Origin of the sequence: Streptomyces sp. NPDC096040, from assembly GCF_040303265.1 — a bacterium.
In the GTDB taxonomy this organism is placed as follows: domain Bacteria; phylum Actinomycetota; class Actinomycetes; order Streptomycetales; family Streptomycetaceae; genus Streptomyces.
Map to the genome: position 1 here is coordinate 42,821 of NZ_JBEOTA010000041.1, position 16,082 is coordinate 58,902.

Below are 16,082 nucleotides of genomic sequence, written 5' to 3' on the forward strand. Positions count from 1 at the left end.
CCACAGGGGCCGACGGGAGGATGACCGCCATGCGGGTGCTGGTCACGGTCGTTAGAGAAGGCGGTGAACCGCACGACGTTGTGATCGCAACGGACGAGACGGCCACCGCCGGCGATGTCGCGCAGGCGCTGGGGGAGGCCCTCGGGCACCCCGCGCAACAGGCCGGTCACGGCGCGGGAAACGTGGTGCAGTTGCGGGGTGGCGCCCCGGTCCCGATACCCGGGTACGGCGCCGGGACCGGGGCACCCTCGCTGTGGGTGGACGGCGTGTACTGCGATCCGGCGGCACCGGCCGCCACCGTAGTGCGCGACGGCATGCGCGTCTCCGTCGACGACTCGATAGGCCCGCTGCTGCGCAAGGGCGAGCCCGTCGGGCAGTACGAGCTGCGGGTGGCCGGTGGTCCCGCGGCCGGCCGCGTCATCCGGCTCGGTGTCGGCGCGGCGACCGTGGGTTCGGCGCCGACCTGCATGCTCCCCCTGCCCGACCCCGCACTGCCGCCGCTCGCGCTGCGGGTGACGATCGACCTCCAGGGCAACACCTCGCTCAGCCCCGAGGGCGGCACCGAATTGCTCCTCGACGACGAGGCCGTGGAAGCGGGCGCGCCGTGGCCGCTCGGCGCCGTCGTTCGGGCTGGCGACTCGCTCCTCGTGCTGGACCGCGTGGCAGAGCCCGACGCCCATCTGTCCCAGATGAGCGAAGGCGGTCTCGCCTACAACCGCCCTCCCCGACTCTCGCCGTTGCGGCCCCGCAGACGGCTCGTGGTGCCGGTACCGCCCGGCAAGGGGGAGAAAGCCAAGTTCCAGTTCCTCATGGCGATCATGCCCATCTTCTTCGGCGTGGGCATGTACTTCGTCACCAAGCAGATCTACATGCTGGCGTTCTGCCTGATGAGCCCGGTGATGATGCTGGGACAGTGGATCAGCGAGAACCGCGAGGGCAAGAAGAAGGACAAGACCTCGCTGAAGCAGTACAAGAAGGACCTCGCCGAGCACCAGGCCCAACTGGCCGTCCTCGGCAAGGAGGAACAGCGCGCCCGCCGCGCGGATGCCCCCGACCCGGCCGAGATCCTGCTCTTCGCCACCGGCCCGCGCCGCCGCCTGTGGGAGCGTCGGCTGACCGATCCGGACGCGATGCTGTTGCGGATCGGGGTCGGCGGGCTGGAGTCCGACGTCGAACTCGCCCTGGCCCGTGGCGGGGTGACCCACGACGAGGAGGCTCCGCAGCCCCCGGTCCTGGCGGACGTGCCGGTCACTCTCCCCTTCGCCCGGCTCGGAGTCGTAGGCATCGCAGGCGACCGCGCCCGCGCACTGGCCACGGCCCGCTGGATCGGTGTCCAGGCGGCCGTCCTGCACAGCCCCCGCGACCTGTCCATCGTGGCCCTGGCCGCCACCCAGGCGGCCGGCGCCGAGTGGCACTGGGCGCACTGGCTGCCCCACACCAACCCGGAGCAGGGCCAGGACTGCGTGGCGCTGATGGGCTTCGACTCCGAGGGCATCACCCGACGGGTGAACGAGCTGCTGAACGAACTGACCCGCCGTAAGGCCGCCCGCGAGCAGCAGAACGCGATGGGCCAGCTGTACCCGGACCCCAACATCCTGGTCATACTCGACGGCGCTCGCCTGCTGCGCCGCGTGCCCGGTGTCCCTCAACTCCTCACCGAAGGACCGCAGTACGGCATCATCGCCCTCTGCATAGACGAGGACGAGCGCCTGCTTCCCGAAGAGTGCAAGGCCGTCGTCGCCTGGTCCCCGGACGCCGCCCACCACGTCCGCGTACGCGGTTACGGCATGGAGGGCGTCGGCGACATCCTGGCCGACCAGGTGACCACGGAGTGGTGCGAGCTGCTGGCCCGCTCCTTGGCGCCGGTACGGGACGTCAGCCGCGACGACGCGGGCGCCGCACTGCCGACGTCGGCCCGGCTGCTGAACCTGCTGAACATCCCCAACCCCACGGGTGTGGACGTGGAACGCGTCTGGCGGGCGGGTGGCTCCACGACGTCCGCCCCGGTCGGTGTCGCGGCGGACGGCCCGTTCGCCCTGGACATCCGCAGGGACGGCCCGCACGCGCTGGTGGCCGGTACGACCGGTGCCGGTAAGTCGGAGCTGCTGCAGACGATCATCGCGTCGCTGGCGGTGGCCAACCGCCCGGACGCCCTGAACTACGTCCTCATCGACTACAAGGGCGGCAGCGCGTTCATGGACTGCGCCCGCCTGCCCCACACCGTCGGCATGGTCAGCGACCTCGACGCCCACCTGACCGAGCGCGCCCTGGCCTCCCTCGCGGCCGAACTGCACCGCCGAGAGAGGATCCTCTTCGAAGCGGCCGCCAAGGACATCGAGGACTACAACGACACCCGCAGGCTCCGCCCCGAGCTGGAGCCCATGCCCCGGTTGATGCTGGTGATCGACGAATTCGCGTCCCTGGTCGCCGAACTCCCGGACTTCATCGCGGGTCTGGTCGACATCGCCCGCCGAGGCCGTTCGCTCGGCGTCCACCTGGTGCTGGCGACACAGCGCCCGGCGGGTGTGGTGAGCGCCGACATCCGGGCCAACACGAACCTGAGGATCGCGCTGCGCGTGACGGACGCCTCGGAGTCGCAGGACGTCATCGACGCCCCGGACTCGGGCGCGATCGCCAAGTCGACCCCCGGCCGCATGTATGTCCGCTCCGGCGCCCAGTCCCTGGTCGGCGTCCAGTCGGCCCGCATCGGTGGCCGCCGCCCGGCAACGGGTCAGACGGGCCCGAAGGCCACGCTGGTGCCGCTGGCGTGGAACGCCTACGGCCGCCCGCTGCCCAAGCAGGAACAGGCCGACGACGACGGCACGATGGTGACCGACCTGGCGGTGCTCGTCGACGCGGTCCGTGACGGCGCGGCCCGCATGGGCTTCGGCGAGCAGCGCAGCCCGTGGCTGCCGCCGCTGGCGGAGCAGGTGACGCTGGCGGAGCTGGAGTCGTACGGAAGCGGGTCGCAGGCGGGAGCCGACGTGGCGCCCGTCCCGTACGGCCTGGTCGACCAGCCGGCGAAGCAGAGCCGCACCCCGCTCGTCCTGGACCTGCTTCACGGCGAGCACACCCTGCTGCTCGGTGGCGCCCGCTCCGGCCGTTCGACGGCCCTGCGGACGCTGGCCGGCTCGCTGGCCCGCGCCACCTCCCCGCACGACGTGCACGTGTACGGCATCGACTGCGGCTCCAACGCCCTGCTGCCGCTGATGCGGCTGCCGCATGTCGGCGCCGTCGTCACCCGCGACGAACCCGACCGCGTACGGCGCCTGATCGAGCGTCTGCTCGCCGAGATCGCCCGACGGCAGCGCATGCTCGCCATGGAGGGCGCGTCCAGCGCGGCCGAGCAACGCGCCGCAGCGGCTCCGGAGGAGCGGCTGCCATGGATGGTGCTTCTGCTGGACAGCTGGGAGGGCTTCGCCTCTGCCTTCGAGAGCTACAACTACGGCTCCCTGCTCGAGGCGGTCCAGCGAATGTTCCGTGAAGGTTCCGCGGTCGGTCTGAAAGTGGTCATGACGGCCGACCGCAGCGGCCTGAGCGGTCACGTCTCGTCGGCCTTCGCGGACCGACTCGTTCTGCGCTTCGCCGACCCGAGCGACTACTCAACAGCCGGGCTCCAGCCGCGCGAGGTCCCGAAGAACATGCCTCCGGGCCGCGCGCTGCGACTCACCGACACGGGCGTGGAAGAGACCCAGATCGGCCTTCTGGCGGAGGACCCGGCAGGTCAGGCGCAGGTGCGCGCACTGCGCGAGATCGCCGAGGAGGCGCGAGCACGCTACGTCCGTATCCCCGCCGACCGGCGCCCCCTTCGGGTGGACGCGCTGCCCTCCCGCATCACGGCGTCGGAGGCGCTGGCTCTGGACCCCGACTTCACCCGGCCGTCCCGGCTGTGGGCGCTGGTCGGTGTGGGCGGCGACGAGCTCCACCCCATCGGCATCGACCTGGAGGAGAACGGCCCCGGCTTCGTCGTCGCGGGCCCGCCGAAGTCGGGTCGCTCCACCGTGCTGCTGGCCGCGGCGGAGTCCCTGCTGCATTCCGGGATCCCGGTGGTGCTGGTCACCCCGCGGCGCTCTCCGCTGCGCGACTTGGAGGGCCGGGAAGGAGTCCTCGGCGTGCTGAACGCCGACAGCCGCGAGGACGACCTGACGGAGCTGACGGACAAGGCGGCGAACGGCTCCTACGCCGTCATCGTCGACGATGCCGAGCTTCTCTACGACACCAGCCTCGACGAGGCCCTGGAGTCCGTGGTCCGCAAGGCCTCCGACGGTGGTATCGGCCTCATCGCGGCCGGTACGACGGACAGCCTCTCGGGCCAGTACCGGGGCTTCGCCGTCGAGACCCGCAAGTCCCGCAACGGCCTGTTGTTGACCCCGCAGAGCCCGTCGGACGGCGAACTCTTCGGCGTCCGGCTCCCGGCGAACAGCGGCGGCGGGTCGGCGGGCAGCGGGCTGTTCGTGTCCGGGGGTTCATTCATGCCGATTCAGGCGGTGCTGAACGGCTGACCTTACGGCGATGAGTGCGCAGTGGCCCCGCTTCCGCAAGCGGGGCCACTGCGCGTATTCCGTAATCGGAATTGCCCAAAACTTAGGAATCCTCATACCTCGGCCAGAAGGCGCCCTTCATAGTCTGGCCGGATGAATTCGGCAGAGCAAGAGCATCCCCCGATAATCCCGGATGTCCTTGTACTTCCCGCAATGACGGATATACCCCGGGACGAGCAGGGTGCACCCATTCTCGAGGGCACCGTTGATGTGATGCTCCTGCGTGTGGAAGCCGAGTCGGGCGGGGAACGGCGTGTCGCCGTCGCATTCTCCACCGTCGTCGGTCTCGTCGAGGCGATGGGCGAGGAACAGCCATGGGTCGCCATTCCGACCGGTGAACTCGAGGGTGCCCTGCGGGGGTCGGGTGCTCAGGCCATTCTGCTGGATCCCCGGTTGCCGGAAGGTGCGGGGGTTTCGGCCGATGACTGATCCGAACTTCTCCGGAATCAACCCGGAAAACCTGATGCGGACCATCAGCAACCTGGCCTCGGGCAGCAAGACCCTGCACCAGGGCAGGACCGCCTATCACAGCCGGTTCCAGAAGTTCGGACTCGACACCGGTGCGCTCACCGAGATGGAGAAGATCGCCTCCTGGGTCGACGACGAACTGCCGATGTTGCGCCGCCGCCAGGCGCTCGCCGCGGCGATGGAGTTCCACGGCGTGGGTCCCAAACCCACCATGGTCCAGCTGCGCGAACCGGTGTGGACCGTGCAACAGGCCCGCGAGCAAGGGGCGGACCTGGCCAAGGAGGCCAACGGCCTCGCGGACATGGACCCCGCCGACGCCGGTCCCGAGTTCCATCGCATCGCCGCGGTACTGGCCCAGCACAAGGGCGACCCGGACTTCGACTCGTCCTTCTACGCGAAGATGGACCCGAACCTGGTCAAGAACCTCCCCATGGCCATCGCGATGTCCGGCGCCCCGACGGCCGAGGAGGACACCAAGGTCTTCGGTGCGGCGTTCACGGCCGCGGTGAACGCCGACCAGCCGGCGCCGGGCTTCGACAAGGTGCTCGACCTCTTCCACGGCGACATCCCCAAGGACGAGCCGGGCGCCGTCTTCAACCGGGCGCTGATGCAGGGCGACGACCCCGACCTGTGGGACACGGCCTGGAAGCACCTCAAGAAGGCCGTCACGGACCTGGGGGACCCCAAGGCCACGTGGACCGTCCACGCCGGACTAGTGGCGAGCGTCATCGGATTCCAGTCGCATCTGTCCGGGCAACTCTGTGAGGAGGCGGACAAGTTCTCCCAGGAGGCCAAGGCCGCCTACGAGAAGCGCATCAACGCCATGACACCCCAGGAGCGGGCCCAGTTCCGGAAGGAGACCCGCGCCGCCGCGAAGGCGTCCAAGGCCGCCTCCCGCGAAGCCGAGCAGATCTACGGCAAGTACGGCCTGGGCTCGATCTCCCGCTTCATGGAGACGACGGTCGGCGACTCGGGCCGCTGGCTCGTCGACAAGGCCCCCTTCGTCCGGGGGTCGGCGAGCGACGCCGGATGGCTCGGCAAGGTGTTCAAGACGGGCGACCGGCTGCCACTGGTCGGCACCCTGCTGACCATCGGCGGTATCGCCTACGACATCAAGGTGAACCACTCCGACACGGACGTGGCCGTCACCTCGAACGTCGCGTCCATGGGCGTCGGGATGGGCGCCACCTGGGCCACCGAGGCCCTGATCACCGCCGCGGCTGGCGGCCCGGTCGGCTGGGCCGTGGGAGCGGGAATCCTGGTGGGTGCCGGGCTTGGTTACGCTGCCTACTACGCCCTCAACACCGACACCGGAAAGAAGGCCGTTCACGCCGTCACCAACGCGGTCAAGGATGTCGGCAAGGGTCTGGGCAGCGCCGCCAAGACGGTCGGCGGCTGGCTCGGACTCTGATCACGGAAACCGGAACTCATGGCGAAGAAGAGAAGGACGAAGCGGGCGCAGGGCGACTGGACCCCGCCTCCGAAGGCCGCCGAGCAGAAGGCGCGTCTGGACGAGACACGCAGGAAGGCCGCCGACGCACGGCGACCGGTGCCGCAGCGGCGACTGATCGCGACACTGATCGTGCTATCTGTCTTGGTTTTCGGCGGTTTCCTCGTGTTCTTCCTCCCGTCACACACGCTTGTCAGTGACCTGCGCTCACGGGGAGTCGCCACCTGGGCGGAGGTCACGTCGTCACCGAGGGACAAGTTCGGCAGCCCGGGGAACATCAGGCTCCGTTTCGACGCCGGGAAGCGCGAGGTCGACACCGAGCTCAGCGACTGGGGCGGCAAGCGCCCCGACGGGCTGACGGCGGGAAGCTCCGTATCGGTGACGTACGACCCGCACGACCCCACCCGAGTGCTGACGACAGCGTGGGTGAAGCACCCGCCGGCCATGACACTGCCGATGCTCGTGTGCCTGGTGCTGTCCCCGTTCTTCCTGGCCGGGGCGATCTTCCTGACCGTACTGCGGCACAGGCTTCTGGCCGGGCGGAACGCGGCCACGGCGACCGGCAATCCGAAGACCGAGAAGGGACACCTGTGAGCGATTCCGAGCCGAAGGTCCCCAATCCGAGAAAGGCGGACCTGGTCAAGCTTCGCGGCGACCTCGCCAAGGAGGTGGACACCTTCCGGAACGCGCTCAAGCGTCCGACCGAGGACATCGGCGGCGACAAGGTCTGGGTCGGCAAGAACGCCCGGGCCTGGCACCGGGAGTTGGAAGGCCGCAACAGGAAACTGGGCGATCAGGTGGACAAGTTGCTGCCCGTGATCGACGCGGCCATCAGGAACGAGCCCGACAAGGTCTCCGCGGCCGAGGCACGGATGTACCACCACGGGGTCTGAACACGCCGCCGGGGCGCCCGCCGGAGACCTACGGGTCCTCGGCCGGCGCCCCGGCGGGCAGCGTCATCCGCGCGGATCGCCCGGAATCAGGTGGCGCGCTCGATGTTGTCGGCGCTCGTGTTGGCCGACTTGCTGGCCTCGTTCAGCGTGTCGACCCACTTCGAGAACGTCGGCTTGACGTCGTGCCAGTCGTGACGGAAACGGTCGGCCTTCGGGCCCTTCCAGAAGCCCTCGCTGTTGCCCGTCCGCGCGTCCAGGTCCTTGATCAGGGCCTGGAGGTCGTGGGCCTTGTGAGCGAAGAGCTTGGAAAGCTCCCGGAGTTGCTGGAGATCTGCACCGCGATCCATGGCAATCCTCCCCGTGGGTTAAGCGGCAACCGGACTGTCCGTTTGCAACAGTGGACGCTACCGCACCGTCCGTAGTTCCCGTCCAGAGCTGCCGAAGATGGGATCTTCCGGTGAACAAGTCGTGTTCGTCGGGGTCGGGGGCAGGGCAGGGCGTAACCAGGCATCGGTATGCTGAGGCCGTCGATACAGCGGGGGAGGCTGCTATGGCAAATCCTGACATTCAGGAACTAAACCAGCGCGCCAGCCAGTTGCGGTCGTTGGCCGACCACATCGACTCGCTACTTGACGCCGCGAAGAAGCACAGCAGCGTCGGCATGAAGACCTGGTCGGGCCCGAACGCGAATGACGTACGCGGCAAGCTGAAGAGCTGGCAGAGGACGTGCGGCACGGTCGCCCAGTCATTGCGCGACGAGGCGAACCAGTGCGCCAAAGGTGCCAAGGACCTGCAGAACCAGAAGAAGTGAGCCGGCACCGACGCCGCTTCGCGAGAGGAACTACCACCAGTGCCTTCGTACGACAGCTCCCGCGCGCGCTTCCGCCTGGCCGACCGCCACATCGCCGTGTTCGCTCACCTCCTGGACGGCGAGACGCCTCCCGACGAGCTGTGGGAATCGCTGGTCGAGCTCCAGCAGATCGGTCTGGTCGGTGAGGAGGGCGAACTGGCTCCGCTGCTGCGTGACCTGCTCGGTGCGCTGGCCGACCCCATGGTGATGATCCAGGTGGAGGTCACCGGCGAGCACGGCCCGGTCAACCACGGCGTGGTCGTGGGCCAGGAAGCGGTGATCGCGCACGATGGGTGGCCAGGCGAGGAGGAGTCCGAGTACGTCTCCATCGAGCCCAACACCTTGGTGTGGGAACTGGCCCGCAAGGTCAACCTGCACCGTGGGGAGAGGCCCGAGGAAGGCGCGCCCGAAGTCCGTATCGAGACGAAGCTGGCGGCCCTCGACGCCGCGTTCGTCGCCCTGGAGGAGCCCGGCGCCGACGACGACGCGACGCGCGAGCTCGTACGCAAAGCGCTCGTCGAGGCGGACACCGACCTCAAGGAATTGGCCCTGAGTCAGTTCCTGGACCTGGTCGTCTCTCTGAACGCCACATGGCGCATCACCACCGCCTGGGACGGCAGGCACGACGGCCAGACGTCCGCCATGATCCGCGCCCTCGCCGTCTGGGACTGCGGCCCGCTCGGCTACTGGATCCGCGAACAGCCCGAGGAGCCGATCATGCCGGGCCAGGTGGGACCGGACAGCCCCCTCGTCCTGCTGAAGTCCAACTCCGCCGAGGTCTGGGAAAAGATCACAGACCTGCTGCCGGACCAGGAAGAACTGCTGACCGAGGGGGAGTGAGGGGGCGGCCCCGCTCTCGGACCGGACATGAGGAACGTCAATCCGGACGACTTGGACCAGCTCGCCAAGCTGCTCGACGGCAGGGGAGGGGTGAGGGACAAGACCGACGAGGCCTTCACGAGGGCCTCCCGCCTGGGAGTCAGCGCCAAGCTGAGCGCGCTCAAACCGCTGCGCGGCTGGGTCTCCGACACCGCCCTCGACCTCCGCAGGCGCGCCGCCGTCGCACGCCTGGAGGACGGCGACTCCGAAGCCGGCCTGCGCTGGGCAGGCTTCGACGCCAAGGGCATCGCCGAGGCGGCCGTCTACTTCAAGGCCCCGGACGTGCTGCTCCTCGTCAATGCGATCGCCGTCAGTGGAGATCCGGGCGCGGAGGCGTTACGCCGTCGCCGAGGGGAATCCCTGGACGACTGGGTGGACCGCCTGAGGGCGCACGGCATCGCGACAGCGGTACCCGCGCTCAAGCCGTACGAGACGGAGATCACCGACATCCTGGGTGACGTCGGTGACGTCACGTCGACCATCGGTCAGGGCGGAACCGCTGTCTTCCACGGTGTGAACCTCGCCAAGGTCCTGGTGGGAAACTCCGTGACGCAAGGCGCCCTGCGGACGTACAAGGGCCAGTTCGTCGGGGCCCTGCAACGGTTCCATGGCCGGTACGCCTGGGCGCCCGAGAAGGTCGCCGAGTGGGCAGCCAGGCTCGACGCGTGGAATCCTCCCGTCAAGTCCCTGTCGGCCCCGGGTACATGGCTGCCCAGCAGGCTGGCCGGGCTGGCTTCCGGGAACGCCATTTACCAGGACGCGAGCCGGGTACCCCTTCTGAACACCTCCATCCTGGCCAGAGTCGGCGACGCGTACGACACCGTACGCGCGAGTCGCCTCATGAACGCGAGAATCGCGTTCGGGTTGAGCGGCAATGGGCTGATCGACGGGCTCGTCGGCGCGGACAAGATCGCAAAGATGTACGGCGGCCTGACACACGCCGGGCAGATTCCGGGACGTGCCGGTCAGGCCAGCCTGTGGAAGGTTGCGCGGAACGCGTACGCGGACGAACGTCTCTTCGGGGTGGGGCGGCTCGCCGCGCTGGGCAGAGGAATCAGGTTCGCAGGGAAGGCCGGCGGACTGCTACGTGGTGTCGGCGTGATCGGTGGCGTCATATCGACGGGGTACAGCCTTGCCAACGTCATTGCCCAGGGTGACCCGAGGACTGCCTACAAGAAGAAGGGCGCGGGTTATGTGGCTGACGTCGCCGAGGTCGGCTTCAACGCCTCGCTGACGATCGCTACCGCCGCCCCCAACCCGTACACCATCGGGGCGGTCGCGGTGACCGGTGCCGTATACGCCGGTGCCAAGGTGGTCCAGCACTGGGACGGCATCAAGAAGGGCGCGGGCGAGGCGACGAAGTGGGTCGACGACAACGCCGGCGACCTCGGCAAGAGCATCGCCAAATCGAAGGCGAATCCGATGAACTGGTTCTAGAGGAAATTTCGTGGCGAGCTTTGAATTCGAGGTCGAGCCTGAGCTCGACGGACCTGTGCGCCGTGGGTACGCGGGAGTCGTCGGTCCATTCGGCGCAGTGCGGGTGTTCCGGCCGCAGGACGGGTCGGGAGCGGAGCCTTTGCGTCAAGTCATCCTCTCCGGGGCCGAATTCCCGGCAGCTGTGTTCCGCGGGGGAGTGGGGAACCTGCCCTCTCTCGATGGCGGCATGCTGAAGATCGGCGACGTCGCGGTGGACATGGACCTGAAGGTCGCCGGGATTCGCAAGGGATCCCGCTGGCTGGAGATACACCATCAAGGCTGCCGCTACCGATACACCTCGGCGGGGGGAGCGGCTCACCTGGAGCGCGATGGCGCGAAGGTCACCATGGGCAGGGGCCGCTACATCCGCGGCGTCGGAGGGACCCGCCAGGGCAAGGCGGAGGGCGACGTCACCGCCACGGACCTGGCCATCGCCCTCGTTCTGGAAGAGGTCGACAAAACGGTTCTCACCACTGGCGGAGCCCTGCTCGCCATCCCGATGAACTTTCTCTTCGGCCGACAGCGGGACGAGGGAACGTGGTGAGCCGGGTGTGGGAAGGAAGGACGGCTCGATGACCGCCCCGATGTACGACGCTTACGGAACGGCCGTTCCCACTCCCACGGAGACGGCTGTGCCGCCGCGGCGGGCGCGCCGCTGGCCCGGCACGGTGGGGACCGTTGTCGTCACGCCGCTGGCCCTGACCGGCTGCGCATGGCTCGCTCAGCACCAGGGGACGCTGGTGATGCTGCTCGGCGCGGTGCTGGCGCTGCTGGTGCTGGTCCTGGCCTGGTCCATGTGCGGTGTGGGGCCCGGGTTGGGGATGGCGGTGTCCGGGTTCGCCTTCATGCTCTTTGTCGGGCCCGCCATGAACGACTACGCCATCGACCAGCGCGGCGTCCGGCACGCTGCCGTGATCGCCGACACTGGGACGTACTACAGCAAGCATGGCGACGGCCGCACCTGCCGGGTAGTGCTCACCGACACCCCCAAGCACAGCTCCTACGAGGTGGACGACACCACCGGCTGTGACGACGACCTCAAGCCGGGCCGCCGCGCGACGCTCGTCGTCGACCCGGAGGGCTGGCTGGATCCCCGGCTGAGCGGTGAGGTCAACGGCGTTGCACCTTGGCTGATCCGGACGTGTGCTGGACTCCTCGCCGTGATGGAGGCGTTCGTGCTGTACGGGAGACTGCGGCGTCCTCGGAGCTAGGGCGTCGACTGGTTCAGAACCAGTTCATTGGGTTCGCCTTGGATTTGGCGATGCTCTTCCCCAGGTCGTGGACCTTGTCGCCGACCCACTTCTTCGCCTCGCCCGCGCCCTTCTTGATGTCGTCCCAGTGCTCGACCACCTTGGCACCGACATAGACAGCTCCGAAACCGACGGCGAGGCCGATGGTAACCGGGTTGGGAGCGATCATCGCCGCCGTCATGGAGGCGTTGAAGCCGGCCTCGGCAACGTCACCGACGTAGGCGGCGCCGTTACGCTGGAAGGCCTTGACGGGGTTGCCCTGTGCGACGACGTTCGCGGTGCTGAAGACCGTTGCGGCCGCGCTTCCGGCGATGCCCGCTCCGCGCAGGACGCCGGCCACCTTGCCCGCGCCGGCCAGCCCCTTCCCCAGTGAAGCGGTACGGCTGAATCCGAGACCGCGGGCCTTTGAGTAGATGTTTCCCGAAACTTCGAAGAGGTTCGCGTTGCCGGCGCGTGTGACCGCCTGTCCCGAGTGGGTGAGCCCCCCGTACCGAGCCGCGAGCGAGTCCGAACCGACGATGAAGTTGATGGCCTTGTTGGCCGAAACGCCCTTCCAGATCGGCGACTTCATGAACGTCAGGCCACGGATGGCGTCGTAACCCTTGCCCGTCCACTCGGCGACCTTGCTCTTGGTGCCCGGGACCGTCTGGGCCCACTGACTCAGTTTGCTCGGGAACCAGCTGCCCGGAGCGCCGAGGGAGCGGATCTTCGGCGTGTACTTGATGATTTTCGTGCCCGACCAGCGCAGCAGGTCGTTGTCCGACCCTCGGAGGGTGACTCCAATTCGGGTCTTCCAGGTTCGAAGCAGGCCCTTCTTGAACGAGTTACCGACCAGGACCTTGGTCAGGGCCGCCCCCTGAATGGTGACGGTGGCCGTGGTCCCGTTGACCGACTTCCAGTCGCCGTACAAGTCGATCACGCTCATGATCGTGGCGGCGTGCGGCTTGAGTCCCGGAATCTGTTCCAGGGCGTGTGTCTTGATCCGCGAGATCCAGTCGTTCAGGGACTCGTTGGACTTCCGCTTGAAGACATCGGCGTCCGGATCGTCGCTGGCGGCCACGGAGTTGGCCAGGAGGATCTCGTCCGGGGACAGCCCCTCGCCTTTGTGGTCCTTGAGGTACTTGTCGATGTCCTTGGCGCTGAAGCCGGCCCAGAGCACGCCGGCTTCCGGATCCCCGCTCTCCAGCCGGGCGATCGTCGCACGCTTTCGCAGATCCGGGCCAGTGTCCGTCACCCAGCTCCGCAGCGGCTTGAGGGCGGTCACCTTGCTGGACACACCCAGACGTGAGGCTCTGGTGAAGGCCTCGTCGAGCTTGTCCTGGACGCCGCCCCGCCCGTCAAGAAGCTTGCCGAGCTGCTCCAGATCATCCGGATTTACGGTCCTCACGCTCTTGCCCCCTCAAAAGTGCGAACCCTGCATGTACCGCCGCTTCGACATCCATGGCTGATCTGGCTCGACGCAGGAATATCATCCTACGCACGCGCTTTACCCGGTATTGAGGAACGAGTGAGCTCAGCGCAACTGGTCCACAGGACTGTTACTTGTCTCCCACCAGGGCGAAGGCGAACGCCAGCCGCCGGTCGAGCCAGTTCGCCTGGATCTGGACCTGCGCGCTGCCCTCAGAGGTCATGACGACCTTGTCTCCGGCTCGCCACTCCAGCGACCGTGCCTTGCTGCCCGCTTTGTCGTCTGTGCCCGCGAAGAACAGGCCGTCCACCGCTTCGAAGGTGGCCCGGATGGCCACGCGCGCGGCCACCTGTCCGGCGCTTCCGCTCACCCACTCGTTGCGCCCGACGATTTCCGGCTGACCAGGCTGGTCGATGCGCCAGGTGTGCTTGAACGGGCGCTTGGGCGGTACGCGGCGAACGGTTCCGACGATCTGGCCCTGTGCATCACGTACGACGTGATGACGCTCTCCGTCCACCTCCTTGGGCTCCTCGACGTAGCACAGAAGGCGCCGGGCCTCGGCATCCTCGTAGAGTGTGAGCTCCGGACGTGACGGAAGTCCCTCGACGGACGACGAACCGAGGAATGCGCAAGGGGCGAGAACCGGATTGTCCTTGTTGCCTTTCGGCACGCGCACGGCTGGCTTTCCCCATACCGACCGTGGCCGCTTGGAGGACTTGGGACGCTCGACGGATCCGACCACGAACCTGGACACGTTCTCCCAGGAGACAGGCTCCACCGGCCCTTCCTCCGCTGCCTTCGCCTTGTTGTTCCTGCCGAACGCCACTTCCGCCTCCATGGCCACGCTTCGCATCGGACAGCATGACTCTACCCAGGCGAGTTTACGATTCCTTGGGCGAGGGCGAGAGGCGGCCGTCGGTCAACGTCCGGCCCGCAGCAGTCCGCACGAGAACACCAGCCGACGGTTGAGCCAGGCCGCCCGGACCAGGAACCGGCGATCCACGTCGGACGTCAGCACCAGCTCGTCGTCGGCCTTCCACTCCAGGGCGCCTGACTTGGCGGGCTGGTCACCGCCCTCCGCCCCCATGTCCGCCACGGCCTGCACGGCGCGCAGCAGAAACTTCCCCGCGCCCTTCTGGACCATCTCGGTGGCCCCGTCCTTGGCCCACTCGGCGCTGCTCACGATCTCGGGGCGACCGGGCTGTTCGATGCGCCATGTTGGCTTGAGAGCGTGCTTGAGCGGCGGGATACGGCGGACCGTGCCGACGTCCTGGCCCTGTCCGTCGCGGACACGGTAGTGGCGTGCGCCGTCGGCCTCCTCGGGGTCGTCGACTACGCGCTCGTCCGAGTCAGCCGCACGACGTCTTCAGCCAGCCCCGACACCTTGAACAGCACACCCGCGAACTCGACCGTGTCACCGACCCGGACGTCCCTGTACACGGCCACCGGGATCGCGGCGCAGTTCGCGCCGACTCCGGCGGTCCCGGTCTTGGCGTCGATGTAGGAGACGGTGATCGACAGGCCGGTCGGGAAAGTCTTCACACCACCGTTGCGGAGCAGGGACAGCGTGCTCCCGCGTGCCGGGAACCCCTTCGCCGCCGCGGCCAGCACGGACGAGTTGGTGGAGAAGCACAGACCGCTGTCCGCCTCTCCGCCCTTCGATTCGAGGGACTTCGGGGCCGCGGCCAGGGCGGTCTTGTCCTTCGCGTCCCGAGGTTCGAGGACCACGCGGTAGGAGCAGATCTGGCTGACCGTGTAGGCGTGACCGGAGAAGGTGATCCGCTGCCCGGCCCTGACGTTCTGCTGCTTCTGGCCGTCCGCGTAGCTCGCGCCCTCGCGCAGGGTCGCGGTGCGGGTCGTACCGTCGGCGGTCGCGGAGTCGTACTGGACACCCCCGCCTTCCGGCAGCCGGAACCCGCCGCCGCGCAGCACGTGCAGTCCGTCCGCCGCGGCCTTGCCCACGCACAGGGGGCCCTTGTCCTTCGCCGCGGCCTGCGTGGTCGCGGGCGCGGCGGTCGTCGGGCCGCCACCGCCGGTCCCGCCCGTTCCGCCTGTCCCGTCGGACGACGATCCGCAGCCGGTCAGGGCCAGCAGGGCCGTGACCGCGCCCGCGATGCCGTACTTACTCGCCGGCCTGAGCACCGGTCTCCTCCTCGTTGCCGTCGGTCACGCGCTCCAGCGCGATGTGGGTGCGGTACTCGACCTCCGTGACGCGCCAGGCGTCGCCGGTGATCTCCACGATGTCGCCGGGGGCCAGCCCGTCGTACTCGGCGACGGACTGCCCTTCGCGGCTGACCCGGATCCGGCCGTGCACCGACGGTTCACCGAAGACTGCCGCCACGATGTGGTGGGCCCGGCCGTCGTACCGGACGTCGTACGGAATGTGGTGGCGGAGCACCCAGCGGCCGTCGATCTCGAAGGGGTACTTCATCTGCGGGCGCTCGGACACATCACTCACCTGTGGGGCCTGTGGGGCCTGTGGGGCCTGCGGGGGCTTCTGTCGGGCATCAGGGAGCATCGAACGCCTCGGCTCCCCCGAAGTACTTGTCGAACTGCTCCTGCGACACCGTGATCGGCGGATATCCCGACACGCCCCAGGGGTTGCCGAGGATGACCTTGCCGTCGGCGGTGAAGCCACGCACGTAGTAGGCGTGGTCGGTGCAGTAGGTGTTGCCCCACTCCTTGGGGTGGTCCTTGTCCAGGTTCTCGTCGTCCGGAGTGGAGACGGTGACGACCTTGCCCGAGTCGAAGGCCTTCTTCAGCCCCGCCAGGCAGGGGCCGTTGCATGATCGCGTTTCGTCCGGAGTGCCGTGCTGGCCCGTCCTTGGAGGGGACATCCCGGTTCGGGCGGGGCGGACGCAGTGCAG

16 protein-coding genes and 1 pseudogene are annotated in these 16,082 nt (G+C 68.4%); 10 read left to right on the forward strand and 7 right to left on the reverse strand.

Going from position 1 to position 16,082, the window contains the following annotated elements:
- Positions 1-29 precede the first annotated feature (29 nt).
- The 5 genes from ABTY98_RS37055 to ABTY98_RS37075 all read left to right on the forward strand — a co-directional run bounded on the left by ABTY98_RS37055 (position 30) and on the right by ABTY98_RS37075 (position 7,352).
- Complete coding sequence (locus ABTY98_RS37055) at positions 30-4,502, forward strand: FtsK/SpoIIIE domain-containing protein (protein WP_352225544.1); 4,473 nt, start codon at positions 30-32, stop codon at positions 4,500-4,502.
- 132 nt (positions 4,503-4,634) lie between these two features.
- The gene (locus ABTY98_RS37060) at positions 4,635-4,970 is read left to right on the forward strand and encodes an SAV_915 family protein (protein ID WP_352225527.1); all 336 of its coding nucleotides are present in this window, start codon (positions 4,635-4,637) and stop codon (positions 4,968-4,970) included.
- Entirely contained in the window at positions 4,963-6,420 is a 1,458-nt protein-coding gene (locus ABTY98_RS37065) for a hypothetical protein (RefSeq protein WP_352225528.1), read from the forward strand. The genes ABTY98_RS37060 and ABTY98_RS37065 overlap by 8 nt, the downstream gene beginning before the upstream one ends.
- Before the next feature lie 18 nt (positions 6,421-6,438).
- Positions 6,439-7,053, forward strand: coding sequence for a DUF3592 domain-containing protein (locus ABTY98_RS37070; protein ID WP_352225530.1), 615 nt, complete (start codon positions 6,439-6,441; stop codon positions 7,051-7,053).
- Positions 7,050-7,352, forward strand: coding sequence for a hypothetical protein (locus ABTY98_RS37075; RefSeq protein WP_352225531.1), 303 nt, complete (start codon positions 7,050-7,052; stop codon positions 7,350-7,352). Before ABTY98_RS37070 ends, ABTY98_RS37075 begins: the two co-directional genes overlap by 4 nt.
- Positions 7,353-7,438: 86 nt before the next feature.
- On the opposite strand, the gene ABTY98_RS37080 is transcribed toward ABTY98_RS37075, so the two are convergent.
- Entirely contained in the window at positions 7,439-7,699 is a 261-nt protein-coding gene (locus ABTY98_RS37080; RefSeq protein ID WP_352225532.1) for a WXG100 family type VII secretion target, read from the reverse strand.
- 203 nt (positions 7,700-7,902) lie between these two features.
- Here ABTY98_RS37080 and ABTY98_RS37085 point away from each other — a divergent pair, with 203 nt between their 5' ends.
- Genes ABTY98_RS37085 through ABTY98_RS37105 form a run of 5 tightly spaced genes read left to right on the forward strand, consistent with a single transcriptional unit; the run spans position 7,903 to position 11,768 of the window.
- Positions 7,903-8,163 (forward strand): hypothetical protein, encoded by a 261-nt coding sequence (locus ABTY98_RS37085; protein ID WP_352225533.1) that lies wholly within the window; start codon positions 7,903-7,905, stop codon positions 8,161-8,163.
- 39 nt (positions 8,164-8,202) lie between these two features.
- Positions 8,203-9,042, forward strand: coding sequence for a hypothetical protein (locus ABTY98_RS37090; protein WP_352225534.1), 840 nt, complete (start codon positions 8,203-8,205; stop codon positions 9,040-9,042).
- A gap of 27 nt (positions 9,043-9,069) precedes the next feature.
- Positions 9,070-10,518 carry a PE-PGRS family protein gene (locus ABTY98_RS37095; protein WP_352225535.1) on the forward strand — a complete coding sequence of 483 codons (1,449 nt, stop codon included), beginning with the start codon at positions 9,070-9,072 and terminating at the stop codon, positions 10,516-10,518.
- 10 nt (positions 10,519-10,528) lie between these two features.
- Positions 10,529-11,101 carry a hypothetical protein gene (locus ABTY98_RS37100; protein WP_352225536.1) on the forward strand — a complete coding sequence of 191 codons (573 nt, stop codon included), beginning with the start codon at positions 10,529-10,531 and terminating at the stop codon, positions 11,099-11,101.
- Between the two features lie 28 nt (positions 11,102-11,129).
- A complete protein-coding gene (locus ABTY98_RS37105) occupies positions 11,130-11,768 on the forward strand; it encodes a hypothetical protein (protein ID WP_352225537.1) in 639 nt (212 codons plus the stop codon).
- A 13-nt stretch (positions 11,769-11,781) separates the two neighbouring features.
- On the opposite strand, the gene ABTY98_RS37110 is transcribed toward ABTY98_RS37105, so the two are convergent.
- The 6 genes and pseudogenes from ABTY98_RS37110 to ABTY98_RS37135 form a co-directional block, all read right to left on the reverse strand.
- A complete protein-coding gene (locus tag ABTY98_RS37110) occupies positions 11,782-13,194 on the reverse strand; it encodes a PE-PGRS family protein (RefSeq protein WP_352225538.1) in 1,413 nt (470 codons plus the stop codon).
- 151 nt (positions 13,195-13,345) lie between these two features.
- Complete coding sequence (locus tag ABTY98_RS37115) at positions 13,346-14,059, reverse strand: hypothetical protein (RefSeq protein ID WP_352225539.1); 714 nt, start codon at positions 14,057-14,059, stop codon at positions 13,346-13,348.
- A gap of 75 nt (positions 14,060-14,134) precedes the next feature.
- On the reverse strand, positions 14,135-14,398 hold the full coding sequence (locus ABTY98_RS37120; protein WP_352225540.1) for a hypothetical protein: 264 nt from the start codon (positions 14,396-14,398) through the stop codon (positions 14,135-14,137).
- Between the two features lie 149 nt (positions 14,399-14,547).
- Positions 14,548-15,357 (reverse strand): hypothetical protein, encoded by an 810-nt coding sequence (locus ABTY98_RS37125; RefSeq protein WP_352225541.1) that lies wholly within the window; start codon positions 15,355-15,357, stop codon positions 14,548-14,550.
- Entirely contained in the window at positions 15,338-15,664 is a 327-nt protein-coding gene (locus ABTY98_RS37130; RefSeq protein ID WP_352225542.1) for a DUF6406 domain-containing protein, read from the reverse strand. The genes ABTY98_RS37125 and ABTY98_RS37130 overlap by 20 nt, the downstream gene beginning before the upstream one ends.
- Before the next feature lie 58 nt (positions 15,665-15,722).
- A pseudogene (locus tag ABTY98_RS37135) lies at positions 15,723-16,082 on the reverse strand (C2 family cysteine protease); the annotation flags it as partial.